Origin of the sequence: Georgenia soli, assembly GCF_002563695.1 — a bacterium.
Lineage (GTDB): Bacteria > Actinomycetota > Actinomycetes > Actinomycetales > Actinomycetaceae > Georgenia > Georgenia soli.
The window spans coordinates 2,160,258-2,186,555 of record NZ_PDJI01000004.1; the positions used below are offsets into that span (position 1 = coordinate 2,160,258).

General features: G+C 72.8%; 27 protein-coding genes, 1 tRNA gene and 1 pseudogene. 13 read left to right on the forward strand and 16 right to left on the reverse strand.

Annotated elements, in window-relative coordinates:
• Positions 1-58: 58 nt before the first annotated feature.
• From ATJ97_RS11075 to ATJ97_RS11085, 3 genes are all read right to left on the reverse strand, one after another.
• Entirely contained in the window at positions 59-1,597 is a 1,539-nt protein-coding gene (locus ATJ97_RS11075; RefSeq protein WP_098483792.1) for an SPFH domain-containing protein, read from the reverse strand.
• 142 nt (positions 1,598-1,739) lie between these two features.
• A complete protein-coding gene (locus tag ATJ97_RS11080; RefSeq protein WP_098483793.1) occupies positions 1,740-3,050 on the reverse strand; it encodes a cytochrome P450 in 1,311 nt (436 codons plus the stop codon).
• Positions 3,051-3,071: 21 nt separating this feature from the next.
• Positions 3,072-3,608: a hypothetical protein gene (locus ATJ97_RS11085; protein WP_098483794.1), complete on the reverse strand. Its 537-nt coding sequence runs from the start codon at positions 3,606-3,608 to the stop codon at positions 3,072-3,074.
• A 276-nt stretch (positions 3,609-3,884) separates the two neighbouring features.
• On the opposite strand from ATJ97_RS11085, the gene ATJ97_RS19815 reads away from it, so the two are divergent.
• Entirely contained in the window at positions 3,885-4,247 is a 363-nt protein-coding gene (locus ATJ97_RS19815) for a DUF4190 domain-containing protein (protein ID WP_098483795.1), read from the forward strand.
• 149 nt (positions 4,248-4,396) lie between these two features.
• Here the strand turns inward: ATJ97_RS19815 and ATJ97_RS11095 are convergent, their stop codons facing one another.
• The 5 genes from ATJ97_RS11095 to ATJ97_RS19505 all read right to left on the reverse strand — a co-directional run bounded on the left by ATJ97_RS11095 (position 4,397) and on the right by ATJ97_RS19505 (position 7,141).
• Positions 4,397-5,044, reverse strand: a complete 648-nt coding sequence (locus ATJ97_RS11095) for a hypothetical protein (RefSeq protein WP_098483796.1) — start codon at positions 5,042-5,044, stop codon at positions 4,397-4,399.
• 231 nt (positions 5,045-5,275) lie between these two features.
• Positions 5,276-5,662, reverse strand: coding sequence for a recombinase family protein (locus tag ATJ97_RS11100; RefSeq protein ID WP_098483797.1), 387 nt, complete (start codon positions 5,660-5,662; stop codon positions 5,276-5,278).
• Positions 5,663-5,725: 63 nt separating this feature from the next.
• Complete coding sequence (locus ATJ97_RS11105) at positions 5,726-6,004, reverse strand: glutaredoxin (RefSeq protein ID WP_098483798.1); 279 nt, start codon at positions 6,002-6,004, stop codon at positions 5,726-5,728.
• 338 nt (positions 6,005-6,342) lie between these two features.
• Complete coding sequence (locus ATJ97_RS11110; RefSeq protein WP_143426995.1) at positions 6,343-6,645, reverse strand: hypothetical protein; 303 nt, start codon at positions 6,643-6,645, stop codon at positions 6,343-6,345.
• A 79-nt stretch (positions 6,646-6,724) separates the two neighbouring features.
• Positions 6,725-7,141, reverse strand: a complete 417-nt coding sequence (locus ATJ97_RS19505; RefSeq protein WP_143426996.1) for a hypothetical protein — start codon at positions 7,139-7,141, stop codon at positions 6,725-6,727.
• Between the two features lie 243 nt (positions 7,142-7,384).
• On the opposite strand from ATJ97_RS19505, the gene ATJ97_RS11125 reads away from it, so the two are divergent.
• From ATJ97_RS11125 to ATJ97_RS11135, 3 genes and pseudogenes are all read left to right on the forward strand, one after another.
• Positions 7,385-7,618 carry a hypothetical protein gene (locus tag ATJ97_RS11125; protein WP_098483802.1) on the forward strand — a complete coding sequence of 78 codons (234 nt, stop codon included), beginning with the start codon at positions 7,385-7,387 and terminating at the stop codon, positions 7,616-7,618.
• Positions 7,619-7,727: 109 nt separating this feature from the next.
• Positions 7,728-8,194: pseudogene (locus ATJ97_RS11130) on the forward strand (cytidine deaminase family protein).
• 89 nt (positions 8,195-8,283) lie between these two features.
• Positions 8,284-8,661, forward strand: coding sequence for a hypothetical protein (locus tag ATJ97_RS11135; protein WP_143426997.1), 378 nt, complete (start codon positions 8,284-8,286; stop codon positions 8,659-8,661).
• Positions 8,662-8,705: 44 nt separating this feature from the next.
• Here ATJ97_RS11135 and ATJ97_RS11140 read toward each other — a convergent pair whose 3' ends face one another.
• The 4 genes from ATJ97_RS11140 to ATJ97_RS11155 all read right to left on the reverse strand — a co-directional run bounded on the left by ATJ97_RS11140 (position 8,706) and on the right by ATJ97_RS11155 (position 11,373).
• The gene (locus tag ATJ97_RS11140) at positions 8,706-9,137 is read right to left on the reverse strand and encodes a hypothetical protein (RefSeq protein WP_143426998.1); all 432 of its coding nucleotides are present in this window, start codon (positions 9,135-9,137) and stop codon (positions 8,706-8,708) included.
• Positions 9,138-9,603: 466 nt separating this feature from the next.
• Positions 9,604-9,918 (reverse strand): WhiB family transcriptional regulator, encoded by a 315-nt coding sequence (locus tag ATJ97_RS11145; RefSeq protein ID WP_098485405.1) that lies wholly within the window; start codon positions 9,916-9,918, stop codon positions 9,604-9,606.
• A gap of 169 nt (positions 9,919-10,087) precedes the next feature.
• Entirely contained in the window at positions 10,088-10,951 is an 864-nt protein-coding gene (locus ATJ97_RS11150) for a hypothetical protein (RefSeq protein WP_143426999.1), read from the reverse strand.
• A 338-nt stretch (positions 10,952-11,289) separates the two neighbouring features.
• Positions 11,290-11,373: transfer RNA gene (locus ATJ97_RS11155), tRNA-Leu, on the reverse strand.
• 345 nt (positions 11,374-11,718) lie between these two features.
• Here ATJ97_RS11155 and ATJ97_RS11160 point away from each other — a divergent pair.
• The 7 genes from ATJ97_RS11160 to pknB are packed head-to-tail and all read left to right on the forward strand — an operon-like array spanning position 11,719 to position 20,410.
• Complete coding sequence (locus tag ATJ97_RS11160; protein ID WP_098483806.1) at positions 11,719-12,432, forward strand: FHA domain-containing protein; 714 nt, start codon at positions 11,719-11,721, stop codon at positions 12,430-12,432.
• A 3-nt stretch (positions 12,433-12,435) separates the two neighbouring features.
• Complete coding sequence (locus ATJ97_RS11165) at positions 12,436-12,915, forward strand: FHA domain-containing protein FhaB/FipA (RefSeq protein ID WP_098483807.1); 480 nt, start codon at positions 12,436-12,438, stop codon at positions 12,913-12,915.
• Between the two features lie 5 nt (positions 12,916-12,920).
• On the forward strand, positions 12,921-14,204 hold the full coding sequence (locus ATJ97_RS11170) for a protein phosphatase 2C domain-containing protein (RefSeq protein WP_098485406.1): 1,284 nt from the start codon (positions 12,921-12,923) through the stop codon (positions 14,202-14,204).
• Positions 14,204-15,661, forward strand: a complete 1,458-nt coding sequence (locus tag ATJ97_RS11175; RefSeq protein WP_098483808.1) for an FtsW/RodA/SpoVE family cell cycle protein — start codon at positions 14,204-14,206, stop codon at positions 15,659-15,661. The genes ATJ97_RS11170 and ATJ97_RS11175 overlap by 1 nt, the downstream gene beginning before the upstream one ends.
• Positions 15,658-17,100, forward strand: a complete 1,443-nt coding sequence (locus ATJ97_RS11180) for a peptidoglycan D,D-transpeptidase FtsI family protein (RefSeq protein WP_098483809.1) — start codon at positions 15,658-15,660, stop codon at positions 17,098-17,100. The genes ATJ97_RS11175 and ATJ97_RS11180 overlap by 4 nt, the downstream gene beginning before the upstream one ends.
• Positions 17,097-18,545, forward strand: coding sequence for a serine/threonine-protein kinase (locus tag ATJ97_RS20405; RefSeq protein ID WP_245862398.1), 1,449 nt, complete (start codon positions 17,097-17,099; stop codon positions 18,543-18,545). The genes ATJ97_RS11180 and ATJ97_RS20405 overlap by 4 nt, the downstream gene beginning before the upstream one ends.
• 2 nt (positions 18,546-18,547) lie before the next feature.
• Entirely contained in the window at positions 18,548-20,410 is a 1,863-nt protein-coding gene (gene pknB, locus ATJ97_RS11190) for a Stk1 family PASTA domain-containing Ser/Thr kinase (RefSeq protein WP_098485407.1), read from the forward strand.
• Positions 20,411-20,582: 172 nt separating this feature from the next.
• On the opposite strand, the gene ATJ97_RS11195 is transcribed toward pknB, so the two are convergent.
• Positions 20,583-21,203 carry an aminodeoxychorismate/anthranilate synthase component II gene (locus ATJ97_RS11195; RefSeq protein ID WP_098483810.1) on the reverse strand — a complete coding sequence of 207 codons (621 nt, stop codon included), beginning with the start codon at positions 21,201-21,203 and terminating at the stop codon, positions 20,583-20,585.
• A 100-nt stretch (positions 21,204-21,303) separates the two neighbouring features.
• Positions 21,304-21,984, reverse strand: a complete 681-nt coding sequence (locus ATJ97_RS11200; protein WP_245862401.1) for a DUF881 domain-containing protein — start codon at positions 21,982-21,984, stop codon at positions 21,304-21,306.
• 257 nt (positions 21,985-22,241) lie between these two features.
• Here ATJ97_RS11200 and ATJ97_RS11205 point away from each other — a divergent pair, with 257 nt between their 5' ends.
• Positions 22,242-22,493 carry a cell division protein CrgA gene (locus ATJ97_RS11205; RefSeq protein ID WP_098483812.1) on the forward strand — a complete coding sequence of 84 codons (252 nt, stop codon included), beginning with the start codon at positions 22,242-22,244 and terminating at the stop codon, positions 22,491-22,493.
• 1,231 nt (positions 22,494-23,724) lie between these two features.
• Here ATJ97_RS11205 and ATJ97_RS11210 read toward each other — a convergent pair.
• A complete protein-coding gene (locus ATJ97_RS11210) occupies positions 23,725-24,576 on the reverse strand; it encodes a rhomboid family intramembrane serine protease (protein ID WP_098483813.1) in 852 nt (283 codons plus the stop codon).
• Between the two features lie 4 nt (positions 24,577-24,580).
• Positions 24,581-25,102: a peptidylprolyl isomerase gene (locus tag ATJ97_RS11215; protein ID WP_098483814.1), complete on the reverse strand. Its 522-nt coding sequence runs from the start codon at positions 25,100-25,102 to the stop codon at positions 24,581-24,583.
• A 241-nt stretch (positions 25,103-25,343) separates the two neighbouring features.
• Between ATJ97_RS11215 and ATJ97_RS11220 the strand changes: the two genes are divergently transcribed.
• Positions 25,344-26,213, forward strand: a complete 870-nt coding sequence (locus ATJ97_RS11220; protein ID WP_098483815.1) for a hypothetical protein — start codon at positions 25,344-25,346, stop codon at positions 26,211-26,213.
• Positions 26,214-26,298: the final 85 nt, after the last annotated feature.

Sequence of the window (26,298 nt, forward strand, 5' to 3'; positions counted from 1 at the left end):
GTCCTGACGGAGTCGGCCCCCGCACGGACGAGCGTCCACCGGCGCCGAGTGGCCGGGGTTACCGGGTCTCGCTGATCCGCTCGGCCGGCACGAGGTCGGGCTCTCCACCGCCGTCGGCCGGGCTGCCGCCGGTGGCACGGCTGCCGCCCGTGGAGCGCCCGTCGCCCGTGGCCCGGCGGTCATCCGTGGAGCGGACCGTGCCGCCCGACTGGGCCGCGAAACCACCCAGCAGGGCACCGAGGTCGATCCCCGACAGACCCTGCACCACGGCCTGGCCCTCGCCGAGCACCTGCCCGGCGATCTTCGAGACCGCGCCGGCACCGTCTGTCGAGACCACCGTGAGGTTGTCGATCTGCCCGACCGGCTCCGCGGCCGCGCGCATGATCTCCGGGAGCGTGGTGACGAGCTGCTGGACGATCACGGCCTGCCCCTGCTCGGCCAGCGCCTTCGCCTGGGCCTCGGTGGCCGCAGCGGCTGCCAGACCCTCCGCCCGGGCCGCCTCGGCGCGGGCCCGGCCGAGCGTCTCGACAGCCTCGGCCTCGTTCTTCTGCGCGGCCAGCTCAGCCTCGGCGAGGGTGCGGCGCTGGAACGCCTCGGCCTCCGCCTCGGCCTTCCTGGCGTCCCGCTCACCCTCGGCCTGCTTGGCCGCGGCGTAGGCGGAGGCGTCGGCCGGCTTGCGCACGTCGATGTCGAGCTGCTGCTCGGCCACCCTGGCCTTCTCCTGCAGGGCCTCGCGCTCCTGCTCCGCCACCAGCCGGTCCTGCTCGGCGCGGGCGAGCTGCCCGGAGGCCTGGGCCTCCGCCGCGGCGCGGTCAGTCTGCGCCTGGATGGCGGCCTGCTTGAGGGCGAGGTCGCGCTGGCGCTCGGCGATCTGCTCCTGCGCCTGGATCTGGGCGGTCTCCGACGCCAGACGTGCCTCGGCCTCCTGCACCTCGGCGATCTGGCGGGCGCGGGCCGCCTGCGCGCGCCCCAGGTTGGCGAGGTAGTCCGACCCCGGGGTGGAGATGTCGGAGAGGTTCACCAGGTCGATGTGGAAGCCCTGCTGGTGCAGGTCCGGGCGGATGGAGTCGAACACCTGCCGCTGCAGGGCCTCCCGGTCGGAGATGATCTCCTCCACCGTCATCGAGCCGAGCACCGGCCGGAGCGCGCCCTCGAGGGCCTGCTGGAGCGGCTGCTCGAGGTTCGCCTGCTGGCTGGTGAAGCGCTGGGCGGCGCGGCGCACGCCGTCGGCGTCGCCGCGGACCTTGAAGAGCACCGACGCCTTGACGCCCACCGCGATGAAGTTCTTGTCCACCCCCTCGACCGTCAGGGAGAGCTGTCGCTGCTCGAGAGAGATCTTGGTGACCGACTCGAAGAACGGCTTCACGAACGCCCGGCCGCCGATGACGACGCGCGGCCCCTTGCCCTCGGCGACGTCGGTCGAGCCAGGAAGAGCGTCGAGGCTGCCCGTGGGGCCGCCCCGGTCGCTGCGGCCGACGATGACGAGCGCCTCGTTGAGGTCCACCGTGCGGATGGACCGCCGGATCGTCACGAAGACGACGAGAGCCGCCACGATGAGGATCCCCAGGACCGGGATGCTGCCGAGAATGAGTTCCACGGGTCTGCCCTTCGCTCGTCGGACGCGCCGATGGCGTCGGGCGCGCGAGGATTCGGTCCCATCCTGCCGGGAAATCGTTGCGCGCAGGACTCTTTTCCACAGTCCGGAACCTGGATGGCGAGTCCGACGGCGGCCGCGAGCATCACGCCCGGGGCTCGGGGACCACCCAGGCCCCGTCTCGCGGGCGCAGCGTCAGGAGCGGGTCGAGCGTCAGCGGCCGGTCCGGCACCGGGCGGAGCCGCCAGCGGGCCAGGATCGTCGCCAGCGTGAGGATGCCCTCGGTCCAGGCGAACTGCTCGCCGATGCACTGCCGGGTCCCGCCACCGAAGGGGAAGTAGGCGAACCGCGGCCGCTCGCCGCCGGGCCCCAGGAACCGGTCCGGGGCGAAGGATCGCGGGTCCTGCCACCATCGCGGGTCCCGGTGGACCACCCACTGCGATGCGAGCAGCACCGTGCCGGGGGGTATCTCGACCCTGCCCAGCTGGGTCGCGACACGTGCCTGCCGCCCGATCGCCCACGACGGCGGGAAGAGCCGGAGCGCCTCGGCGAGCACCGCACGGGTCAGGGGCAGGCGCTCGAGGTCGTCGACCGACGGTCCGCGACCCGTCCCGGTGACGTCCTGCACCTCCGCGGCGACGCGGTCCTGGACCTGCGGGTACGCGGCGAGGAGGTGCCCGGCGAAGGCCAGCGCGTTCGCCGTCGTCTCGTGGCCGGCGAGCAGCATGGTGACGATCTGGTCCCGGGCGTGGCGGGGGTCGGCGTCCTCGAGCAGCAGGGTGAGGAGGTCGTCACCGCCTCTGCGGTGCGCCCGCTCGGCGACGAGCCGGCTCGTCAGCGCGTCGAGCGCCCGCGTGCCGCGCCGGACGCGCCACCGGGTCGGTGGCAGCCGGACCAGAGCGCCGCCCATCGGCAGCATGAGCACCGGGTAGGCCGACAGCAGGTCGCGCACGGCCGCCGAGACGAGCGCGACGTCGTCGTCCAGGCTCGTCCCGAAAAGGGTGCGGCCCGCGACGGTCAGGGTCGAGCGCACGGTCTCCGCGTGCAGGTCCAGCGGGCGCCCCGGGACCCACCGGTCCGCGGTGGCTGCCGCGACGTCGAGCATCTCCTCGCCGTAGCGGGCCACGCGCCTGCGGCTGAAGGCGCCCTGCAGGAGCCGCCGGTCGTGCAGGTGTGCCTCGCCCTCGCTGGTGAGCAGGCCGTCCCCGAGGACGGCCCGCGCCCGCTGCAGGACGGGGCTCTTGGTCACGTCGTGCTGCCTGACGGTGAGCATCTCCCGCACCGCGTCCGGGTGGGAGAGCAGGACCACGGGGGAGGAGCCGATCCGGAGCGCCACGGCGTCCCCGTGCACGCGGGCGCACCGGGTCAGGAAGGAGAGCCGGTCACGACGCAGCTGCAGCGCGTTGCCGACCAGCGGCAGCGGCACCGGGCCGGGAAGGTCGGTCACCGTCGGCACGCGAACACGGTAACGCCCGACCTACCCGCGCTCACCCCCGCCGGCGGCCTGCGTGACGGACCAGGTCAGCTCCCCGGTCGACAGGGGCTGTCCCTGCACGTCGTCGAGGTCCGGCATCTCGACGCTGACGACGGCCGTGACCTCGTAGGGCTCGCTGCGGCCCGGCACCACCCAGGTGTTCTCGCCGGCGTCGGCGGGACTCAGCCCGGCCACCTGGACGTCGACGGCGGCGTCGAGCTCCTCCCGCAGCGCGTCGGGCGCGACGGCGAAGAGCTCGCTGGTGTCGAGGCGGAGGACGGCGCGCAGCCCCTCCCCCTCGACGGTGACGCGTGCCGTCGTCGTGAAGGTGACGGTCTCGCCCGGCACCACGACGAGCTCGTCGCCCGCCTCGCGGCCGGAGGCGGTGACGGTCGCCCCCACGGCCTCCACCTTCACCGCGCCCGGAGTGATCGGTGCGCCGGCGTCCACGGACCCGAAAGCCTGCGGGACAGCCGCGGCGAGCAGCAGCGCAGCGCCGGCCAGCGTGGTGGCTGCAGCGCTGAGCGTGGGTCTGGACAAGAACGACTCCCGGTGACGAGGTGCTGGACCGCAGCGGCGGCGGAGAGGACCGTTGTGCGGTACCGACATCACGACACTGCCAACACTTCGCTGCGTGAACGTCCGAAATCCGGAGGCAATAGTTGCCATGGCCGATTGCTGCCAACGGACCGCGGGCTGGCCGGCTGCCGGGGTGTTCCTGACCGGTTCGGTCCCGAAACCGGCACAATCCCCCTAGGCTCCCCATACGTGCGCGGGGCGACGGCCCGCGCCGTCACGATCAGGAGAGAACGAACGATGTCCGAGAACCCGTACCAGCCCAACCAGCCGCAGACCCCCCAGGGGCAGTACGGCTCCTACAACAGCCCCGGCGGCGGCTACGTGCCCTCCGCCCCGCCCGCCTACGGCTACGACGCGACCCCGCAGGAGGCGAAGAGCGCTGCGACACTCTCGTGGGTCTTCGGCATCCTGGGGATCCTCCTGCTGCCGATCGTCTTCGGTCCGCTCGCCCTGTGGCAGGCGAAGAAGGCGGAGCGCCTCGGCGCGTCCGCCACGGCCGGCAAGGTGCTCGGGTGGATCTCGATCGCGCTGGTGATCATCGGGATCATCGGCGCGATCATCCTCTTCGTCGGCATGGCCGCGGACCCCAGCTCCTTCTGACCCCGGCGCCGGACGACCGCCCCCGGTCGCCGGGCATGTCCGGAAGCACCGAGCGCGACGGCGGCGGGATCCCTGGTCCGGATCCCGCCGCCTGAATCCGCCCGACCGGCACCTCGTCGCGCGCGCTGACGCCGTCGTGCCCGGGCGCCTCAGCCCTCGGCGGGGAGGACGTCGTAGACGGAACGGTCGCTCACCCGCGCGAGCAACGCCTCGAGGCCGGCCTCGGCCTGGGCCTTGTCGGGATAGGTGGCGAAGGCGTCGAAGTCGCCCGACTTCACGTCCTCGTTGCGGAGGTCGCTCGCCTCACCGGTCACCTGGACGGTGTACGCGGTCTCGAGCAGCTTGCCGTCCGTGTCGTACAGGGCGACGTGGGCGACCCATGCCAGCGACCGGCCGGTGCGTTCCGTGACGTCTGTCGCCGCCAGGGGTTTGGCCATGTACGGGTCGTTGTCGGCGTCGGTCATGTCGAGCTTCTCGGGCGGCTCCGTCACGGTGAGCGAGTCGAGATAGTCGACGATCGGCTGCGGCAAGGGCTGCGCCGGGTCGACCACGACGGCCTCGCCATCGGGGATCTCGAACACCGTCAGCTCGTCCGGTACAAGGTTGAGCTGGCCGGCGGTGATGATGTCGCCGTGGCCCGGGACGGCCGGCGCCTCCGCGGTCGGCTCCGCCGCCATCTCCGCGCTGGCCGACGGCGTCCCCGCAGCGTCGGGGGATTCGTCAGAGCTGCAGGCCGCCAGCGCAGCGACCAGCAGCGAGACGCCGGTGACCACGGCCACGCGTACGGACTTGTTCACCCTTGCCTCCTTGCCTCGGGCAGCGCTCGCGTCGCCGGTCGGCTGCGGCGGGGAAGCCTCGGCCGTGCGTCGACGCGCGACCGCGGATCGCCACAGGTCAGGCGTCACGCTACGGCGAAGCGCTGATATGCGACGGGAAATGGGTGCAACACAGGTTCTGGGTACCCGTTGCTGTGCTGCTGCCGGCGACGTCGCGCGACGGGAGCGCCGAAACGGCGCCTGCCGCTGCTGTCAGGCCGCCGACGGCTTGAGAGTGGGCGGGCTGGGAGCCAGCATGACGGCGAGCGCCTCGAGCGTCGGGCCGGGTCGCTCACCGGTGTCGAGACCTTCGTGCACGGCGCGCACGGAGGCCCCCATGAGCTCGAGCGCCCCGAGCGTGAGAGCCACGTCGGTCGGGTCGCCACCGAGGGTGCTCAGCCGGCTGACGACGACCGTGTCGCCGGGCCGCAGCTCCTCCAGCAGCAGCCGCCAGCCGGGTCGCGAGCTCGCCGTCGTCGTACTGGACGCCGTGTCGGTGAAGATGTTGGCGCGTCGGACACCGGCGCGACGGAGCGCCTCGTGCTGATCGCTGTCGTCGTCGCCCAGCCGGTCGACCCGCACGTATCCCAGTCTCGTCATGAGTCTCACATTATGGTCGGTCGTCGTCCGCCGCTCGTCGAGGGCCGGGCAGGCGGACGGTCGCTAGGCGGGCGCCGCCGCGGTGCGTGCGGCCAGCACCTGCTCCAACGTCTCGCGGGACAGCGGTCCCTCGCCGAGGTAGGCGCCGTCAACCAGGACCAGCGGCAGCATCGCCGGCGCGTGCTCCTCGATGAGGTCGTCCGCCTCGACGGAACCCACCAGAACCTCACGGATCTTGAGCGGGAAGCTCTTCGAGACCTCGTCGAGGACGTGCAGCACCTCGGCGTAGTACGGGCAGATGCGTCCGGTGAGCAGTGTGACGGTGGCGGATCGGTCAGACATGGCTGGTCTCCTGAGATGGGTCGAATGTCCGCTTCGACTATCGGCCCCCAGCCGTCCGTCACTGTGGGACGTCGGTCCCGACGGCGTACGAAGGTGTGGTCTCTCCAGGGCGCCTCCTCACCCTGCCGCGGTCGCTTTTCAACCCGGCATCCTCCGCGAACACGCACACCCGGCTCCGCCGTCGATGGTGTGGTGGCTCCAGCCGGCGGAGCCGGCAGGGTCGTTCTCCCCCGGGGCGATCCTGCTGGTCCGCCGGCACCACCATGTGGTCGGGCCAGGACGCCCGTTCCGTGCACGGCAGCGCATCGACCTGCCGAGCTGTCGAGCTGTCGACAGGCTCAGAGCGTGCGGTGGTCGAGGAGGTCGTACACCTCGATCTGAGGGTCGGGCAGCGCACCCTGCGCGATAGCGTCCTGCACCCGCTGCTCACCGAGCGTGCCGGCGAGTCCCTCCGCGGTCTCCCAGACGTCGACGACCATCACGCCGTCCGGCGTCCTGGCGAGGGCGTGCCACAGCGCGCCCCGCGGCGGCGCCACCTCGTCCATCACGGGAGTGAGGTGCTGCTGGACCTTCTCTGCGAGCTCGTCCGGGTCACCTGACAGTCGCGCCATCACCAGCACGGCCATAGCGATCACCTTCATGGTCGACGCACCGTTGAGGTGCGTTCACGCTACGCCGCTCAAGAGCCGTCGTACACGGTCGCCGACGCGGAACCGCCGGTCAGTAGACCCCGCTCAGGTCGAGGTTGGCGAGGAAGACGACAAGCAGCACCGCGAGCAGCAGGTAGACGACGAGGAGCGCGACGCCGACCCAGCCGAGCACCTTGCCGGCGGTCGCGGGCGTGCCGAGCTTCTCGGCCTTGTTCGCCTGCCAGACCGCCAACGGGGCGAGAATCGGCAGCAGCACGATGCCGACGACCCCGAAGATGATCGAGAGGGTCGCGGCGCTGCTGGCGTCGGCCGAGGCTCGGTCGTGGCCGTGGGCCGGCGGTGTCGCCGGGCCGTAGCCGGCCCCGGGGTACGGGCCCTCCTGGTACGGGTGCTGCTGGTAGGGGCCCTGCTGGTAGGGGCCCTGCTGGTAGGGCTCCTGCCGGTACGGGGGCTGCGGCTCGTACGGCTGGTACGGGCTCTGGGACATCGGTTCTCCTCAGGGAGCGGCGCGGGCGCAACCCTTCATAGCAGCACCCCACGCCGGACCACACGCACAACACCGATACCTCTAGTCTTCGGGCATGGGCGACGCGCGGACGGACCCGGACGCGATGTCAGTGGCGCCCGCACAGGTCTCGCGGGGCTCCGGCGTGGGCTGGGCGGCGCTGGTCGTCTCGGTGATGGCAGCGGTGCTCGCGTGGGTCTCGGTCGTGGTGACCCCCCTTGGGCCATGCGTCGGGCGGTGTACACCTACGACTACGACAACATCTACACGTTCCCCCTCGTCACGCTGGGGATCGTGCTCGTCCTGGACGTCCTCGGCCTCGTCCTGGGGCTCGTCGGAGTGCGGCGGCCGGCCGGGAGGGCACTGTCGGGCGCCGCGGTCGGGATCGCTGCCACGGGCATCGTCGGGGTGCTCATCTACGTCGTCGGAACCGGCACGGTCATGCCAAGGTTCGCCTAGGGCATCTCGGCGGCACGGCCGACGGCGCGGAGCCCCGTCACCGGGTGCTCGCCCGCGTGTCCACGGCCGCTCGCCATGCTGACCGAACGCTTCGTGGCACGCTGGCGCGGTGACCCTACCCGCGTCCGCCCGCGAACTGACCGCCGACGAGTGGGAGCTCGTGGAGCTCGCCCGCGCCACGATCGACGCCACGACCGACGCCGGGCCGGACGAGGACGGCGTCCACACCATGGGGGCGGCGGTCCGCGCCGCGGACGGACGGACGTTCACGGGCGTCAACCTCTACCACTTCACCGGCGGACCCTGCGCGGAGCTGGTCGCCCTCGGCGCGGCCCGTGCAGGCGGAGCCCAGGAGATCACCACCATCGTCGCGGTGGGCAACCACGGCCGAGGCCCGGTCGGCCCGTGCGGGAGGGACCGCCAGGTCCTCCTCGACCACCACCCCGGTATCCGCGTTCTGCTCCCCACCGAGCACGGGTTCGCAGCGTCGTGATCGGCGATCTGATGCCCTTGGCCCAGAGGCGGACGTTCGACGACGGGGTGCAGCCGATCCCCTCGGCCGCGCCGGCCACCTAGCCGGAACCGCCGCAAGAGTCGGGACGCGCGCCCACCTGCTTCGATACGGTGGTGCCACGACCACGGAGGCGGTGACGATGAGGTCCGCGATGCTGGCAACAGCTGCCTGGGGACTGCTGGTGGGGTGCGCCGTCAGCCCGCCGCCCGCAGGGCAGACGGCCGATCTCCCGTTTCCCACCTTTCAGCGCGCCGACTTCGCGCCCGAGGCTCGCCTCGCGGGCACGCTGGTGATCGAGGACGGCTGCTTGGCCGTCGATGTCGAGAACGTCATCACGGCCGCCGTCGCACTTCCCGAGACCGTCACCTGGGACCCGGACGCTGAGACCGTGACCGTCGACGGGGCGCCGTTCACGGTCGGGGACCAGGTCGCCTTCGGCGGCGGCTCGTACGAGGTCAGCTCCATCGATCTCGAGCACCGGTGCATGCGCGGTGATGAGGTGTTCTTCGTCCACACGGTGACGGACTGACGCGCGGCACTCCCCGGACGTTGCGCGGGGTCGTTGCCGTGCTCCTAGGACTCGGGCACGATCTCGAGCTCGTCCGGCTCGGTGTGCTCGACGTCTGTGCTCACCTGCATGGTCCCCGACGGTGTGCCCTCCGGGACGACAACCGTCACCTCGAACTCGCCGTTCGCGTCCGCGTCCACCGTCGCGAGCACGATGTCGAACTCCCCGGTGCGGAGAATGACGTCGATCGAACCGATGGGAGACTGCGTCTCGTTCGGCGTCTGGTTGCCGTGCTCGTCGACGCTGATCGCGTCGGCGCACCCGTCGACCATCGCCACGCCGCGGACCGTCACCTCGTCGCCCGGCCGCGCGACGGCAGGCTCGACGCTCACGTGCGGCGCCACGCACGCGGCGGCCGGCGGGTTCTCCTCCAACGTGAAGTACCCGGTGCTGCAGCCCGCCGTCGATCCGGCGAGCACCAGCGCGGTCGCAGCCAACCGCAGCACCTTCACGTTGACCGCACCAGCAATCTGAAGCTCCGTGCCGCGCACCGCCCGTGCCGTGAGGTCTGTGTCATGGCGACATGCTGGCAGTTGCCGACGACGCCCGGACCTTTTTCGGCGGACGTGACAGTATCTAGCCAGCATGTGCCCGATGACGGGGCTGGCCGGCGGACTGACGGTATTCCTCATCATCGGGGCCGTGACCTCGACGATCGCCATCGTCCTCGACCGAAAGGGGATCCGTCCCCGGCTGCGGCGGGCGGACACGGACACCTCGCGCGCCTCGGGGACCCGTCACCTCTTCCTACGGAGACACGGAGTGCCGCAGCCGCGGCGACGGCCGCCTCGCTAGCGTCGGCCCAGCTCGGCAGGGCTACCTAGAGCTCGACGGCAATCAGCGGGAGGCACCGCACCGCACACTGGTGTCGGTCCCCCATGATGAGCGGACGATCCCGAGCGGTCAGCCGGTGACGGCGGCCAGCGCCCGGGCCCGGCGGGCCCGCGCCTGCGGCGGCTCTACGTCGTCACGGTGCTCGGCCAGCCAGGCCGCCCAGTCGGTGACACGGGGGTACCGCTTGTGCAGCGCGCGGCGCTCCCGCTCGGTCATCCCGCCCCAGACCCCGAACTCGGTCTCCGACTCCAGCGCCTCGACGAGGCAGGGCATCCGGACGGGACAGGAGAAGCAGAGCTCACGCGCGGAGCGCTGCGCGGCGCCCCGCACGAAGAGGGCGTCCGGCGGGGCCTTCGTGCACGCGGCGTCGCGGGCCCAGGGCATCGACTTGATCACGGTGGTGGTCCTTGCGAGAGGGGTGAGGGGTGCGGCACCCGCGCCGCGAGCAGGACGCTAGTGACCAGAAACCACCGGCTGGAAGACCCGACCGGAAAGTGCGCAGGTTCGACGCGTATTTCGTCGCTTCACAGACGCGCCCGCAACGATGCGCGGGTCAGGCCACCGGGTCGTCACCGTCGCGACGCGGAGACACCCGCACGTCCCACTGCTGCACCTTCACCGCCGCGCGCGCGATGCCGCTCCCCGCCCGCCTCAACGGACCGGCCAGGAAGCGGCTCCGCCACGCCGGCGGCAGGAACGACACCAGCACCATCAGGGCGGCCAGGCCGACCAGGACGCACCGGAAGATCCCGTGCAGCGGAGAGGTGTCGTGCGAGGGCCACAGGAACAGGGTGATGAAGGCCTCCGGCAGCGGCTGGGCGAGCGTCATCGTCGCCCAGAACGCCGCCACCAGGCGCCCGTCCCGGCCACCCCAGCGCCAGGCCAGGACCGCCAGGCCCGTCGTCACCCACGGTGTGCCCCAGGTCAGCAAGACCGCCGCCATGTACTCCTCGTACCCGACCCGCTCCCCGGCCAGGGCGGTCCGCCACACCGGGATCCCGATCGCGACCCAGACCGCACCGATGCCCAAGCCCCCGACGAGCGACAGCAGCCAGACGAACCACCGCCCCGCCAGCGAGGCGGCGACCAGGGCAAGCCCCACCCCGAGAGCCATCAGGCTGAGCCCCTCAAGCCGTGCGGCGTCCGCGATCGGCACCCACGGCACCTCGGGCATGTACTGGTCGTACAGGTCACCCTGCATGTACACGCACGCGCTCGCCCGGCGCGGCTCGGGCAGATCGACCGCGGGCTCCGCACCGCCGAAGCACACCCCGAACCGGGCCCAGGACGCCCGCCATCCCCACACCACGGACACCCCGAGCAGCAGTACGCCGGTCACCCGCAGCAGCCCCACCAGCACCAGGGTCGCGGTTCGCGCTGCCGCGCCAGGTTGGACAGTCTTCGTGCCGGCGGCCATGGCCACTCCCCTCCGTCGAGGAACCCCCATGGTTGCGACGACCGCGCCGACGCGCTGGCGAACGAGCGGGGATCCCCTTCAACTGGGGACGCGGCTCGAAGCAGTCCTCGCCGTGCGCCGGCCTCCGGCCCGCGGCTGGGCGACGAGGCGGCCGCCGACCGCATCCTTCACTGGGCCGGCCCGGCGGTGCTCCTGGTCGCCGTCGTCGTCGTCGGCGACGGCGCGCTCGAGGCGATGTGGCACTCGCGCAGCGGCAGGCCGGGGTCCGGGCTCAGGTCATACATCAAAAAGAGTGGCGGAGCCCCGGCCAGTCACCGGGATTCCGCCACTCTCTGCTGTGCGCGAGGGGGGAGTTGAACCCCCACGCCCTCTCGGGCACACGGACCTGAACCGTGCGCGTCTGCCTATTCCGCCACTCGCGCTCGCTTGAACAGCGAAGGAAACGTTAGCACGCACGTCGGTCCGTCACCGAACCCGTCCGCCCGCCCGCGGCCGTGATCCTGGACACCTGCGCCGACCGCACGGCGCGTCCTGGTGCGGCGGGGCCCGGAGGTCTCCCGCGCGCCGTCGACCCAATACGGCTGTTCGCAGCCCTCCTCGTTAGGATCGTCGTGCCGGACCTGTGCGCCGGTGCCGGGCGCCACCCGGCGAGCGACACCGGACGGCCAGTCCGGGGACGGACCATCGGGCCGCACGGTCCGGTACAGGAGCCGGCAGGAGCCGGACACGATCCGGGCCGCGACCCGCCCCGGGGAAGGAGGTGCGCGATGGGTGTCCTCGACCGCTTCGAGAAGGGCGTGGAGCACGTCGTCAGCGCCGCGTTCGCCAAGGCGTTCCGCAGCGAGGTCAAACCCGTGGAGATCGCCTCCGCCGTGCGCCGTGAGATGGACGACCGCGCCGCCGCCGTGTCCCGGGGGCGCACCGTCGTGCCCAACGAGTTCGTCGTCGAGCTCTCCCCGACCGACCTCGAGCAGGTCGAGCAGTGGGGCTCGGACGCCCTTGCCGACGAGATGGTGGGCGCGGCCACCGAGCACGCCTCCTCCCAGCGCTACTCCTTCGTCGGCCCGGTCGAGGTGAGCTTCGCCCAGGACGAGTCCCTCACCACCGGGCGGTTCCAGGTCCGGTCGGCCACCCGCCGCGGCGCGGTCGCCCCCGCCACCTCGCCGGTCGCCACCTCGCGCCACCCCATCGTCGACATCGACGGCCAGCGCTACCTGCTCACCGGGCCGGTCACGGTCATCGGTCGCGGCAGCGAGGCGGACATCGTCGTCGACGACTCCGGCGTCTCCCGTCGTCACCTCGAGATCCGCGTGACCCCCGCGGGCGTCATCGCCACCGACCTCGGCTCCACCAACGGCACCTTCGTCGAGGGCCACCGGGTCGACGCCGCCACCCTCGTCGACGGCAACACCATCACGGTCGGACGCACCCGCATCATGTTCTGGACCGGTGCCGACGAGCCCGACGACGGCGGCAGGTGACGCTTGAGCGAGCTCGTCGTCACCCTGCTGCGCTTCGGCTTCCTCATCCTGCTGTGGTTGTTCGTCCTCGCCGCCCTGGGAGTGCTGCGCAAGGACCTCTTCGGCACCCGGGTCACCGCCCGCGGCCCCGGCCGCAGCCGCCCCTCCCGCCGGACGACGGCGGACGCCCGCCCCGCGCGTCCGCCCCGTAACGCCCCGACGCGCCTCGTCGTGACCCAGGGCCCGCTCGCCGGGACCACCATCCCGCTCGGCCCCTCGGCCGTGCTGGTCGGCCGCGCGCCCGCCTGCACCCTGGTGCTCGACGACGACTACTCCTCCAACCGGCACGCGCGCTTCTTCCCCAAGGACGGCGCGTGGTGGGTGGAGGACCTCGGCTCCACCAACGGCACCGTCGTCGCCGGTGACCGCATCACCCAGCCGGTGCAGGTACCGCCCGGCACCCCGGTGCGGATCGGCCAGACCCTCATCGAGCTGCGCCGGTGAGCCCCGTGCCCGTCCAGCTGCGTTTCGCCGCCCGGTCCGACGTCGGCCTCGTCCGCGCGTCGAACCAGGACTCCGGCTACGCCGGACCGCACCTGCTCGTCCTCGCCGACGGCATGGGCGGTCCGGCCGGCGGCGACATCGCGTCCTCGGTGGCCGTCGCCCACCTCGCCGAGCTCGACGACGCCCACAGCGCCGACGACCTCCTGGACCTCCTGCGCTCCGCCGTCGGCGCGGCGCACGACGAGCTCATCCGGCGCTCGGAGGCCGACCCGGAGCTCGCCGGCCTCGGCACCACCTGCATCGCCGTGCTGCGCGCGGGGAACAAGCTCGCCATGGTCCACATCGGCGACTCCCGCGCCTACCTGCTGCGCGACGGCGAGCTCACCCAGGTCACCACCGACCACACCTTCGTGCAGTACCTCGTCTCCACCGGCCGCCTCACCCCGGAGCAGGCCGAGCGCCACCCGCAGCGCAACGTCATCCTGCGCGCCCTGGGCGACAACGACAGCGAGGTCCAGCTCGACGAGTCCCTCCGCGAGGCCCTACCCGGCGACCGCTGGCTGCTCGCCTCGGACGGCCTGTTCGGCGTCGTCTCCCACGAGACCATCGCCGAGACGCTCCAGACCGTCAGCGACCCGGGCGAGTGCGCGGACGACCTCATCAACCTCGCCCTGCGCGCCGGCGGGCCGGACAACGTCACCTGCGTCGTCGCCGACGTCGTGGCGGACGGCTCACCCGACAACTCACCGCAGGTGGTCGGCGCGGCCGCGAAGGACCGGCTGCGCGGCACGCGCGGCGGGGGTGGGGCCGCGGCACGCGCGGCGGCCCTGACGAACGTCGCCCGCGCCGCCTCCCCGGACACCCCCGAGGAGGACGACGATCCCGCCCCGTCCCGTGCGCGGAGGTGGATCGGCCGGATCGTCGCCGCAATCCTCGTCCTGGGCACCCTCGCCGGGCTCGGGTACGCGGGGTACTCGTGGACGCAGACCCAGTACTTCGTCTCGCCCTACGGCGACTACGTCGCCATCTACCGGGGCATCCCGCAGGAGGTGGGGCCGGTCCGTCTGGCGAGCCTGCACGAACGCACCGACCTGCGCGTGGACCAGCTCACGCCGGTCGCCCAGGACCGCCTGCAGAGCCCGATCACGCGGTCCTCGCTCGCGGACGCGGAGGAGGTCGTGGCGAACCTGCGCGAGTCCCTCGCCGAGCCTGCCCCGACGGCGGAGCCCACCGAGTCCCCGACGGCCTCGCCGTCCCCCAGCGCCTCCCCGACGACGGAGCCCGCCTGATGGCCATCGTCACCCAGCAGCGGGCGCGGACGGGCCGCGGCGCCGAGCTGGCGCTGCTCGGCCTCGCCCTCGTGCTCGTCGTCGGCGCGTACGCCCAGGTCTCGCTCGCCGTCAGCGGCGAGCTGCCCGCCAACCTCGCCACCCGCGCGGGCGGGCTGGCGCTCCTGGCGCTGGCCGCGCACATGCTCGTCAGGTGGAAGGCGCCCTACGCCGACCCTGTGCTGCTGCCCATCGTGGTGGCGCTCAACGGCATCGGGCTGACGATGATCTACCGGATCGACCTGGCCATGACCGCCCGGGGCGGCGACGGCGGGGACGCGGACCGGCAGCTGATGTGGACGCTGGTGGGCGTCGTGGCCGCGGTCGCGGTGCTGTGGTTCCTGCGCGACCACCGGGTGCTGCGCCGCTACACCTACACCGCCATGGTCGTCGGCCTCGTGCTCCTCGTGCTGCCGCTGGTGCCCGGCCTCGGGGTGAGCATCAACGGCGCCCGCATCTGGATCAGCCTGCTGGGCATGTCGTTCCAGCCGGCCGAGCTGGGCAAGATCGTCCTGGCCGTGTTCTTCGCCGGCTACCTCGTCACCAACCGCGACACCCTCGCCCTCGCGGGTCCGAAGGTGCTCGGGCTGCAGCTGCCCCGGGCCCGTGACCTCGGGCCGATCCTGCTGGCCTGGGGCGTCTCCCTCGCGGTCCTCGTCCTCGAGCGCGACCTCGGCACCTCTCTGCTGTTCTTCGGGCTGTTCGTCGCCATGCTCTACGTGGCCACCGAGCGGCTGAGCTGGGTCCTCATCGGCCTGGCGCTGTTCGCGGGCGGCGCCGTCACCGCGGCCGCACTGTTCCCGCACGTCGGCGCCCGCTTCGACGTCTGGCTCCACGCCCTCGAGCCGGAGATCTACAACCGCAGCCCCGGCGGGTCCGGGCAGGTGGTCCAGGGCCTGTTCGGCATGGCGTCCGGCGGCCTGACCGGCACCGGGTGGGGGTACGGGTACCCGCAGCTGGTCCCGTACGCGAACTCCGACTTCATCGTCGCCTCCCTCGGCGAGGAGCTCGGCCTGACGGGCATGCTCGCGATCCTGCTGCTGTACCTGGTGCTGGCCCAGCGTGGCATGCGCGCGGCCATCGGGGTGCGTGACGGGTTCGGCAAGCTGCTCGCCTCCGGGCTGGCGTTCGTGCTGGCGTTCCAGGTGTTCGTCGTCGTCGGCGGCGTCACCCGGCTCATCCCGCTCACCGGCCTGACGACGCCGTTCCTGGCGCTCGGCGGTTCCTCCCTGGTGTCGAACTGGATCATCGTCGCCCTGCTCCTGCGCATCTCCGACGCCGCCCGGCGGCCAGCCCCGCCCGCCCCGGAGCCGGCGCCCGAGGACGCGGCCCCCGCCGCCCCGGTCGAGGTGGGCGACGGCGGTCGCCGCGGCCCCGAGCCGACCGACGGCCAGGAGACGGAGGTGGTGCGCCTGTGAACCAGCCGATCCGCCGCCTGGCGACCGTCGTCGCCCTCATGTTCCTCGCACTCATGGTCTCCGCGACCTCCGTGCAGTTCTTCCAGGCCGGGGCGCTCAACAACGACTCCCGCAACGTCCGCACCGTCTACCGCGAGTACGGCCGCGACCGCGGGCCGATCGTCGTCGCCGGGGAGTCGGTGGCGACCTCCACCCCGGTCGACGACGTGTACGGCTACCAGCGCTCGTACTCCCCGGGCGCGCTCTACGCGCACACCACGGGGTACTTCTCCACCGCCTTCAACCGCCTGACCGGCCTGGAGCAGACCGAGAACGAGATCCTCAACGGCACCTCCAGCTCACTGCTGCTCCAGCGGATCCAGACCCTGGTGACCGGCCAGCAGCCGCAGGGCGGCGCCGTCGAGCTGACCCTCGACCCGGTCGCCCAGCAGGCCGCCGCCGCGGCGCTGGGGGACCGCAAGGGCGCCGTCGTCGCGCTCGACCCGAGGACCGGGGCGGTCCTCGCCATGGTCTCCAGCCCGAGCTTCGACCCCAACTCCCTCGCCACCCACAACCGTGAGGACGCCGAGGCAGCCTGGGCCGCCCTGACCGAGGACCCGGACAAGCCGCTGGTCAACCGCGCCATCGCCGGCGACCAGTACGCGCCCGGCTCGGTGTTCAAGGTCATCACCGCGGCCGCCGCGCTCGAGGAAGACAGCAGCATGACCCCGGACACGCTCGTGCCCGGCCCCACGGAGCTGTCCCTGCCGCAGACGAGCCACATCATCCAGAACCCGTTGAAGCGGGCCTGCGGCGACGGCTCCGGCGAGGTCCCGCTCGTCACCGCGTTCCGGCAGTCCTGCAACACCACGTTCGCCCAGCTGGCGATGGACATGGGCGAGGAGACGCTCCGGGCGCAGGCCGAGGCGTTCGGCTTCGGCGAGCCGCTGGAGATCCCGCTGAAGGTCACCCCGTCCCGCTTCCCCGCCGAGCCGACGCCGCCCCAGCTGGCGATGAGCGGCATCGGGCAGTCGGACGTGCGGGTCACCCCGATGCAGATGGCGATGGTCGCCGCCGCCGTCGCCAACGACGGCGTGCAGATGCAGCCGTACCTCGTGGCGCGGGAGCTCTCGCCCGACCTCGAGGTCGTCGGCACCACCCAGCCGAAGGAGCTGCGCGAGTCGGTCAGCCCCGAGACGGCGGACAAGCTCACCGAGATGATGGTCGAGGTCGTCGCGAACGGCACCGGCACCGCCGCGCAGATCCCCGGCGTGAAGGTGGCCGGCAAGACCGGCACCGCCGAGATCTCCGCCGACGTCGCCCCGCACGCCTGGTTCCTCGGCTTCGCCGGGGCCGACGACCCGGAGGTCGCGGTCGCCGTCGTCGTGGAGAACGGGGGCGACGGCGGCACCAACGCCGGTCCCGTGGCCCGCGCGGTCATGGAGGCGGTGCTGCGATGACCCCGACGACGCCCATGGCCCCGCGCACCGGGCTCCTGCTCGGCGGGCGGTACGAGCTCACCACCCGCATCGCCGTCGGCGGCATGGGCGAGGTGTGGCAGGCGGTCGACCGCCGGCTCGGGCGGACCGTCGCCGCGAAGGTGCTGCGCCCGGAGCTGGTGGGCGACGCGCTGTTCCTCGCCCGGCTGCGCACCGAGGCGCGCAACACGGCCGGCCTGCAGCACCAGAACGTGGCGATGCTCCTCGACCACGGCGAGCAGGAGGGCTCCGGCTACCTGGTCATGGAGCTCGTGCTCGGCGAGACGCTCGCCGACCGGCTGGACCGCGAGGAAACCCTCTCCGCGGGGGAGCTGGTGCCGCTGCTGGTCCAGGCGTGCCGCGGCCTGCACGCCGCCCACACCGCCGGCGTGGTGCACCGGGACGTCAAGCCCGCGAACGTCATGATCACGCCCGAGGGCACCGTCAAGCTGACCGACTTCGGCATCTCGCTGGGCACGAACCAGGCGCCCATGACGTCCGCCGGCATGGTCATGGGCACGGCGCAGTACCTCCCGCCCGAGCAGGCGATGGGCCGGGCGGCCACCCCCGCCGGCGACGTGTACGCGCTCGGCATCCTCGCGTACGAGTGCCTCGTGGGGCACCGCCCGTTCACCGGGTCCACGCAGGTGGACATCGCGTTCGCGCACGTCAACCAGCCGCTCCCGCCGCTGCCCGCCAGCGTGCCGGCGCCTGTGGCCGCCGTCGTCGAGCGGATGCTCGCGAAGGACCCGGCCGGGCGGCCGGCGAGCGCGCTGGTGTGCGCGCGCGAGCTCGAGGCCGCGCTCTACGCGGGCAGCCCGCGGCGGTCACGTCGTGGCCAGCCCGAGCCGCGGAACGGTTCGTCCGCGGTGCGCACGCTGCTCGCCACCCCGCCCACGGCCACCCGCGCCGCCCCCGGCCCCGCCCGCGCGCGGTCCGCGGAGTCCCGTCCCGCCTCCACCCCGGCCCGTACCCGGTCCGCGGAGTCCCGTCCCGCCTCCACCCCGGCCCGTACCCGGTCCGCCGGGTCTCGCTCGGCCGTCGCGACGCCTGAGGTCGTCAGCCCCGCCGTGCCCGTGATCCAGACCCGCCGCGAGCTCCGGTCGGCCGGCGGCCGGTCCGCCGAGCTGCGCCGGAGGGCCGTCGCCGTGCGCCGGAAGCTCGTCGCCGTGGTCGGTCGCCTCGCCCCCGACGTCGATCCCGCCGACCCGGCGCGCCGCCAGGGCGCCGCACCCGCCTCGCGGTGGCGGCTGCCCACGTGGGCGGAGCTGGCCTCCGACCGGGTCTGGCTGGGGTCGATGGCGGTCATCCTGCTGGTGCTCACGATCTTGGTCGCCGCCGCCCTGGGTAGTCTGGGCGGCGCCGACAGCTCCGCCGCCGGAGGACCGGCGGTTCCCTATCCCACGATCTCAGTGAAGGACGACTAGTGGTGGACGAGATCCCGCGCGTGCTTGCGGGGCGTTACGAGGTCGGTGAGCTGATCGGGCGCGGCGGCATGGCCGAGGTGCACATCGGGTACGACAACCGCCTCTCCCGCACCGTCGCGATCAAGGTGCTGCGCTCGGACCTGGCCCGCGACGCGACCTTCCAGGCGCGCTTCCGCCGCGAGGCTCAGTCCTCCGCGGCGCTGAACCACCCCTCCATCGTCGCCGTCTACGACACCGGTGAGGAGCAGGTCGCCACACCGAGCGGCCAGCACATCACCGTGCCGTTCATCGTCATGGAGTACGTCGAGGGGCACACGGTGCGCAGCCTCCTCTCCGGCGGCGACCCCGTGCCGATCGAGGAGGCCGTCGAGATCGTCGTCGGCGTGCTCTCGGCGCTGGAGTACTCGCACCGCGAGGGCATCGTCCACCGGGACATCAAGCCCGGGAACATCATGCTGACCCCCACCGGGCAGGTGAAGGTCATGGACTTCGGCATCGCCCGCGCGATGACGGACTCCGCCGCGACGATGACGCAGACCCACGCCGTCGTCGGCACCGCCCAGTACCTCTCCCCGGAGCAGGCGCGCGGCGAGGTGGTGGACGCCCGCTCCGACCTGTACTCCACCGGTTGCCTCCTGTACGAGCTGCTCACCGGGCAGCCGCCCTTCACCGGTGACTCGGCCCTCGCCGTCGCGTACCAGCACGTGGGGGAGACCCCGAAGACGCCGTCCAGCGTGACCCCGGACATCCCGGAGGTGCTCGACCGCGTCGTCCTGAAGGCCCTCGCCAAGGACAGGAACGACCGCTACTCCGACGCGGCGCACATGCGCGCCGACCTGCTCGCCGCCGTGCGCGGCGGCCGGGTCGAGGCGCCTGCGACGGCCGTGTGGGGCGCGGCGGGCGGAGCGGCCGCCACCGCGGTCACCACCCCGCTGGCCGCGGCCGAGGCGACGCGCATGATGAGCTCCGCGGGCACCGCGACGCGCACGGGCGCACCGCCACCTGCCGCCCCGGGGGAGGACGAGGAGCAGAAGAAGTCCCGCTGGTGGATCTGGCTGGTGGCGCTGCTCGGCGTGGCGGCCGCGGTCGGCATCGTCGCGCTCGTGATGAACCCGGGCAACCAGGAGCCGCCGCCACCCGAGATGGTCCAGGTGCCCGACATGGCCGGGCTCGACCAGGTGGCTGCCCGCCAGAAGCTCGAGGCGGTCGATCTCGTCCCGAGCATCGTCGACGACGTTCCCTCCGACACCGTCGAGGAGGGGCTGTTCGTCCAGTCGAACCCGGCGGTCGGCGAGAACGTCCCGGTCGGGACGAAGGTCGAGATCGCGTTCTCCTCAGGCCCCGAGGCGGTCGAGGTCCCGAACGTCGTCGGCATGAGCCAGGAGCAGGCGGCGAACGCGCTCGAGGCCGCCGGCCTGGCGTCGGGATCCGTCAACGAGGTGAACGACCCCAAGGCCGCACCGGGCGACGTCGTCGCCACGGACCCGGCCGCCGGCAAGTCCGCAGCCCCCGGCTCGCGCGTGAACCTCACCGTCGCCAGCAACTTCGTCGACCTGCCGGACCTGCGCGGCATGCCCGAGGAGGAAGCCTCCGCGAAGCTGTCGGAGCTCGACCTCAACGTGCGCATCACCCAGCAGCAGACCGGCGAGGCCGACCCCGGCAAGGTCGTCCAGCAGTCCCACCCCGCGGGCGCCGTCCAGCGCGGCACCACCGTCACGCTCACGGTCGCCACCGCGCCGCCACCCGAGCCGAGCCCGGAGCCGTCGCCGTCCGAGACCAGCGCGCCGCCGTCCGACCAGCCGTCGGACGGGGCGCCCTCCGACGGGAACAACGGCAACACCGACAACCCGGGCAACACCGGCTGACGACGCAGGCGCCAGCCCTCTTCGCGGCCGGTCCCGGGTCTGCCGGGTCGGTCGACGAAGGTCTGGGCCCTGTCAGCGGCCTCCGGTGCCGCTCGGCGGTCGCCGGGGCCGGCGAACGACCGCAGGGGCGGGTCGACCGCCTCTGGGGCCGGTGACCGACCGCCGAGGTGGATCAGCGGCGGACGAGCGGGGCGAGGCCCTCGGAGCGGGCGACCGCGTCGTCGTCGCCGGTCACCGCGAGCCAGTTGGCCAGCAGCCGGTGCCCGCCCTGGGTGAGGACCGCCTCGGGGTGGAACTGCACGCCGTGGAGCGGCAGGGAGCGGTGCTGAAGGCCCATGACGATCCCCGTGGCCGTCTCCGCCGTGATCTCCAGCTCCTCCGGCACGGTGTCGCGGACGACGGCTAGCGAGTGGTAGCGGGTCGCCGTGAACGGGCTCGCGAGTCCGGCGAAGACGCCGGTCCCGCCGTGCGTGACGTCGGACGTCTTGCCGTGCATGAGCTCCGGCGCGTGGGTGACGACCCCGCCGAACACCTCTCCGAGAGCCTGGTGGCCCAGGCACACCCCCAGCATGGGCAGCTCGCGCGTCGCGCACTCCTCGATGACCTCCATCGAGGAGCCGGCCTCCTTGGGCGTCCCGGGCCCGGGGGAGACCAGCACGCCGTCGTAGCCGTCGAGGGTCTCGGGCACGGCGTCGTTACGCACCACCGTCGTCTCGGCCCCCAGCTGCTGGAGGTAGCCGACGATGGTGTAGACGAAGCTGTCGTAGTTGTCGACGACGAGGATCCGGGACATCAGTGCGCTCCCACGGTTCTGACTGCTGGTTCACGGCCCTGGGAGGGTCGCAGAAGATAGGTACCACGCCTGCGCGGGCGCATCACGATCGGTCCGGCTCTCACGCGTCCTCCAGCACCTCGGCGTGCTGCAGCGACATCGTCCCGGAGTAGGCGGGCAGCTGGAGCTCGGACTGCCGGGTCTCCGACCAGCCGAGCCCCACGGCCTCGACGTACTGGAGGTAGACGGCGACGCCGGGTGAGGCGTGGAGCGCCGCCTCGAGGGCGTGGGGGTCGCCGACGGCCTGGATGACGTACGGCGGGGAGTACGTCCGGCCGGCGATGTGCAGCACGTTGCCGACGCAGCGCACCCCGGTCGTCGACACGACACGGTGGCCCTGCACGGCCATGGCCTCGGCACCGCCGGCCCACAGGGCGTTCATGACGGCCTCGAGGTCCTGCTGGTGCACCACCAGGTCGTCGGGGGCGAAGCCGGCGGGGCTGCCGTCACCGTGGGGAGCGTCCCAGAGCTGCACCTCGACACCGGGGCCGTGGACTGCCTCGAGCCCGACGGCGGCGGGGGGAGGCCCGTCGGTCGACGGGTCGGCGCCCGCCTCGTCCCCTGTCTCACCCTCGAGATAGGGCGCGATGTCCGCGCGCAGGTCGGCGTTCTCCTCCTCGAGCTGCTCGAGGCGGTCGGCCTCTGCCCGTGCCAGTCCCTGAAGGTCCTGCGGCTGCCGGAGACCGTCGTCGGCGAAGACCGAGGCGTTGGCGGCGAACAGCAGCCCCGCGACCAGACCCACAAGTCCTGTCCCGAGCGAGAGGCGGGACCACGGGCGCCGACGCCGGCCCCCGTGGGCGCCGGGTGCCGGAGCGGGAGAAGCGCCCACTGTCCTCCTCCCGGCCGACGCGGCGCCGTGGATGAACCGCGTCCTGTGCATGCGACACTACGGTAGGTGATCGGCACGGCCCAAGGGTCGCGCCGGCGACGTGTGCCCGGGAGCTCCCCGGGCGCAGACACGTGGGCCCCCTTCGGGGAGCGCCCGTGAGGAGAAGCAGGATGCCGGAGTCCAAGAAGCGCAAGAAGGTCACCCCGAACGGCAACCAGCCGCGCCCGGCGGCGACCCCTGCCGCGAGCCCGCGGTGGTGGGCGCCGACCATGGTGACCCTCATGGTGCTCGGCCTCGTGTTCGTGGTGCTGACCTACCTGACCAAGGGCAACCTGCCGGTCCCCAGCCTGGGGAACTGGAACCTCGCCATCGGCTTCGGCGTGATGATCGTGGGCTTCTTCATGACCCTGCGGTGGCGCTGAGGCGCCGCAGCCTTCTCCTCACCAGGCCTGCACCGGCGACGGCCCGGGCCGGCCCCTGCCGGCTCCTCGGACGGGCGTCGGCGGGCCACTGAGGCCAGCCGTCCGGCCGGTACTGGGCCGGCACTGGCGCCGCCCTGCGCGCCGCCCCCAGCGACCCCACCGGACGCCCCGTCACGCACCGGTTGCGCCGGCGGTCCACGCCGCCTGGGCCGTCCGAGCACGACTCTCCACGGCGGCGCTTCGTCCCGCCTCCGGCCGCGTCCCCCTGGTGGCACGCCGTCCGGCGTGACTCCTGCCCGGCCCATGGCCAGACGCACCGCGCATCGGGCTCCGTCCCTCGACGACGTCGCCAGGGTCTGCGTGCGTCACCACGACCGCCTCTCCCCGGCAGCGGTGCGAAGCGTCGGCGCGGCGGACGTCCGCCCTTCACTGCTGCCAGGTCCCGCTCCCACGTCCGCCGCCTCCACCTGGTCGCGGGCCAGTCGGGGCGTTCTCCGGGGTGTGCCGGGCCGCAACCCACACTGGTCCACACCTCTGGACCAGGCCGTCCACATGCGGTGGACGCAGAGCCATGCTGGTCGGAGCGCTGTCCACACGGGCATCTGTGGACATGTGGGGAGATGGTGCGCGGCCCTATGGACAGCCGCTCAGGGAAACCGGTCCGGGGCCTTCCGCGGACGGCCAGTTCTGCCCGGAATTCCGGCGCTCAGGAGGCGCTGGGCGAAGGAAATAACACCGGTGTAGTTCTCCACAGGGTTCTTCACACCTGTGGACCCGTTCACGGGGGTTATCCACAGTTGTGCGCACAGCGGTGGAAACTTACATCGCTGTCATTGTCCCCAGCTGGGGAAACCCCTGTGGACAGAGTCGCCGCCCGGCCGCCGGGGCAGCACATCGTGACCCGGGTGGAGCGGCCCCGTCCGGGTCACGACCCCGCCGTGGGGCAGCATCTCTCCCGCCTCAGACATCCGGACCGGCCGAGGTCCTCAGCGCGCGGCTCCGACGTCCGGACGGACGAGACGGGGAGCCGTCAGCGGCCCGGGGCCTCTGTCTGTGGCGGGTGCCAGAGAGCTGTCGGCGACGGCCGGCCTCACGCGACAGCGGGCCGGTCGCGCCCTTCGCCTTCGGGGCGCGCCAGTTGCGCGGGGACGCTGCGGGAGCGGCACGCTGCCACCAGCACGTCGCTGATCCTGAGCCGGGCTGCGTCCGTCCGGCGGCTACGCCTGGCGGTTCAGACCGCGGCGTACCGAGCGACCGTGAGCACCACCAGGAGGAGGGCGACCGCGACCGTCGCAGCCACACTCACGAGCGTGCGGTGCCGGCGCGGAGCATAGGCGTACGCCGCCGCCAGCGCGGCACCGGTGACGGCGCCGCCCAGGTGGGACTGCCACGAGATGCCGGCGACGACGAAGCCGATCACGAAGTTCAGTGCGATGAGCACGAGGATCTGCGTCGCGTCCCGGCCGAGCCGTCGCATGACGAGGAAGATCGCGGAGAACAGTCCGAACACCGCGCCGGACGCGCCGACGACGGACGTGCTCCACGAGGGCCCGGACGGGTCGGCCAGCAGCAGCACCGCCACGGACCCGCCGATGGCCGAGAGCACGTACAGCGACACGAACCGCCATCGGCCGAGGGCGGGCTCGAGAACCGAGCCCACCAGCCACAGGGCGTACATGTTCAGGGCGAGGTGCAGCGTGCCGCCGTGGAGGAACGCGGAGCTGAGGAACCGGTAGGGCTGCTGGTCGCCCAGGGCCGGCATGAAGATGAAGCTGGGGGTGACCATGAGGCCCGGCACCCGCTGGGCGAGGTAGACCACCACGCACAGCGCGATGATCGTGATGGTGACGACGGGGCGGCCCTCGCGGGCCCGCCCGCCCAGCACCGTGCGGGTCGTGGGGACCCGCGACCGCGCCTCGTTGACGCAGTCGACGCACTGGATCCCGACGGCTGCCGGGCGCTGGCACTCGGGGCAGGCGGGCCGCTGGCAGCGCTGGCAGCGGACGTACGAGACCCGGTCGGGGTGACGAGGGCAGACCGGCACCTGCGGGGTGCCGATCTGCCCGGGAGCCTGCTCCGTCATGCCGCTACTCGGTGACGGTCACCGAGTTGATGGTGATGTCCTCGACGGGACGGTCCATGGGTCCCGTGGCGGTGCTGCCGATCTTGTCGACGACGGCTCGCGAGGCCTGGTCCACGACCTTGCCGAAGATCGTGTGCTTGCCCTGCAGCCAGGTGGTGGGCGCGGTGGTGATGAAGAACTGCGAGCCGTTCGTTCCCTTGCCCATGCGCTTGCCGGCGTTCGCCATGGCCAGGATGTAGGGCTCGGTGAAGTTCAGCTCGGGGTGGATCTCGTCGTCGAACTGGTAGCCGGGGCCGCCGGTACCGGTCCCGAGCGGGTCCCCGCCCTGGATCATGAAGTTCGGGATCACTCGGTGGAAGATCACGCCGTCGTAGAGCGGACGGTTGGTCTGCTCGCCGGTGGCGGGGTCGGTCCAGGTCCGCCTGCCGGTGGCGAGCTCGGTGAAGTTCGCGACCGTCTTCGGCGCGTGGTTCGGGTAGAGCTCGACGGTGATGTCGCCTGCGGAGGTGTGCAGAGTGGCTTCCATGCCCCGATCCTCGCACGCCCGGGCGCCCGGCGGCACGGCGGGTCCAGCCTCCGCCGTCGGGCCGGGACCTCCGACCCAGAGCAGGCACCGGGATCCACGTGCGCGGCCGGCGCCGGCCCCGGAACGATCCAAGAGCGGGCACGTTGATGCGAGAGAGTGCAAGATGGGTCACAGGAGTGCGGACCACGCCGTGGTCCGCACCGCCGCAGGACCTGTCCTTCGAGACGATCAGGGAGAGCACATGTCGGGCAAGCGCAAGACCATCGAGGCGGAGCACGTCCGCAAGATCGACGTGGAGCGGATGCGTAAGCAGGCCGCGGAGCTCGGTGCCATCGCACAGGAGCAGGCCACGCTGGCCGCCAAGCAGGCCGCGCTCGCCGGTCAGCATGCAGCACACCTGGCCGAGCAGGGGAAGGAGTGGGCGACCCCGCGCGTCGAGGCCGCCGCCGCCTGGGCCGGGCCGAAGGTCGACAAGGCGTGGCGCGAGACCGTCAAGGCGACCGCGCCGAAGGTCGAGCACGCCACCGAGGCCGTCCGCCCCGTCGTCGACAACGCCTACGAGCGGATCGTGGACGACTACCTGCCCCGCGTGCAGAAGGCCATGCACGACGCCGCCGACGCCGCCGCGACGGCGAACGGCAAGGCGGCCGCCAAGGCCGCCAAGGGTGCCAAGGCCGCTGCGGCGGTCACGAAGGGTGGCGCCAAGGCTGCCGCGGCGTCCAAGGCCGGCAAGGCCACGCGCAAGGCGCTGGCCGAGGAGCCCAAGAAGGGCGGCCACGTGTTCGGCAAGACGCTCGGCTGGGTGCTCGTGGGCACCGCGGCCGCCGGCACCGGCTACCTGCTGTGGCGCCGGAGCCAGCCGGTGGACGACCCGTGGGCGGAGGAGTACTGGGAGGACACCACGGTCACCTCGCCGGCAGCCTCGACCGAGCCGGGCGCGGCGGAGAAGGCGAAGTCCGCCGCCGGTGGCGCCGCCGCGACGGCCAAGGAGAAGGCCGGCGAGATCAAGGACAAGCTGTCCGAGGCGAAGGACACGGCCAAGCCGGGCCAGTCGTGGGAGTCCGACAAGGCGAAGCCCGACCAGGAGGGTGGCGGCACGAGCACCGTCTGACGCCCGAGAGCGTGTGCCGAGGCCCCGGTGAGCAGCTGCTCGCCGGGGCCTCGTGCGTGCGGCGGTGGGCGCGCAGACGCGTGCA

Bases quoted from the DNA above. Each gene is read 5' to 3' on its own strand.
- ATJ97_RS11160 (WP_098483806.1), top strand. From the start codon at position 11,719: ATGGGTGTCCTCGACCGCTTCGAGAAGGGCGTGGAGCACGTCGTCAGC.
- ATJ97_RS11210 (WP_098483813.1), bottom strand. From the start codon at position 24,576: ATGACGGAGCAGGCTCCCGGGCAGATCGGCACCCCGCAGGTGCCGGTC.
- ATJ97_RS20405 (WP_245862398.1), top strand. From the start codon at position 17,097: ATGACCCCGACGACGCCCATGGCCCCGCGCACCGGGCTCCTGCTCGGC.
- ATJ97_RS11100 (WP_098483797.1), bottom strand. From the start codon at position 5,662: ATGACGAGACTGGGATACGTGCGGGTCGACCGGCTGGGCGACGACGAC.
- ATJ97_RS11135 (WP_143426997.1), top strand. From the start codon at position 8,284: ATGCTGGCAACAGCTGCCTGGGGACTGCTGGTGGGGTGCGCCGTCAGC.
- ATJ97_RS11195 (WP_098483810.1), bottom strand. From the start codon at position 21,203: ATGTCCCGGATCCTCGTCGTCGACAACTACGACAGCTTCGTCTACACC.
- ATJ97_RS11105 (WP_098483798.1), bottom strand. From the start codon at position 6,004: ATGTCTGACCGATCCGCCACCGTCACACTGCTCACCGGACGCATCTGC.
- ATJ97_RS11215 (WP_098483814.1), bottom strand. From the start codon at position 25,102: ATGGAAGCCACTCTGCACACCTCCGCAGGCGACATCACCGTCGAGCTC.
- ATJ97_RS11220 (WP_098483815.1), top strand. From the start codon at position 25,344: ATGTCGGGCAAGCGCAAGACCATCGAGGCGGAGCACGTCCGCAAGATC.
- ATJ97_RS11145 (WP_098485405.1), bottom strand. From the start codon at position 9,918: ATGCCCTGGGCCCGCGACGCCGCGTGCACGAAGGCCCCGCCGGACGCC.
- ATJ97_RS11125 (WP_098483802.1), top strand. From the start codon at position 7,385: ATGCGTCGGGCGGTGTACACCTACGACTACGACAACATCTACACGTTC.
- ATJ97_RS11150 (WP_143426999.1), bottom strand. From the start codon at position 10,951: ATGGCCGCCGGCACGAAGACTGTCCAACCTGGCGCGGCAGCGCGAACC.
- ATJ97_RS11110 (WP_143426995.1), bottom strand. From the start codon at position 6,645: ATGAAGGTGATCGCTATGGCCGTGCTGGTGATGGCGCGACTGTCAGGT.
- ATJ97_RS19815 (WP_098483795.1), top strand. From the start codon at position 3,885: ATGTCCGAGAACCCGTACCAGCCCAACCAGCCGCAGACCCCCCAGGGG.
- ATJ97_RS11205 (WP_098483812.1), top strand. From the start codon at position 22,242: ATGCCGGAGTCCAAGAAGCGCAAGAAGGTCACCCCGAACGGCAACCAG.
- ATJ97_RS11175 (WP_098483808.1), top strand. From the start codon at position 14,204: ATGGCCATCGTCACCCAGCAGCGGGCGCGGACGGGCCGCGGCGCCGAG.
- ATJ97_RS19505 (WP_143426996.1), bottom strand. From the start codon at position 7,141: ATGTCCCAGAGCCCGTACCAGCCGTACGAGCCGCAGCCCCCGTACCGG.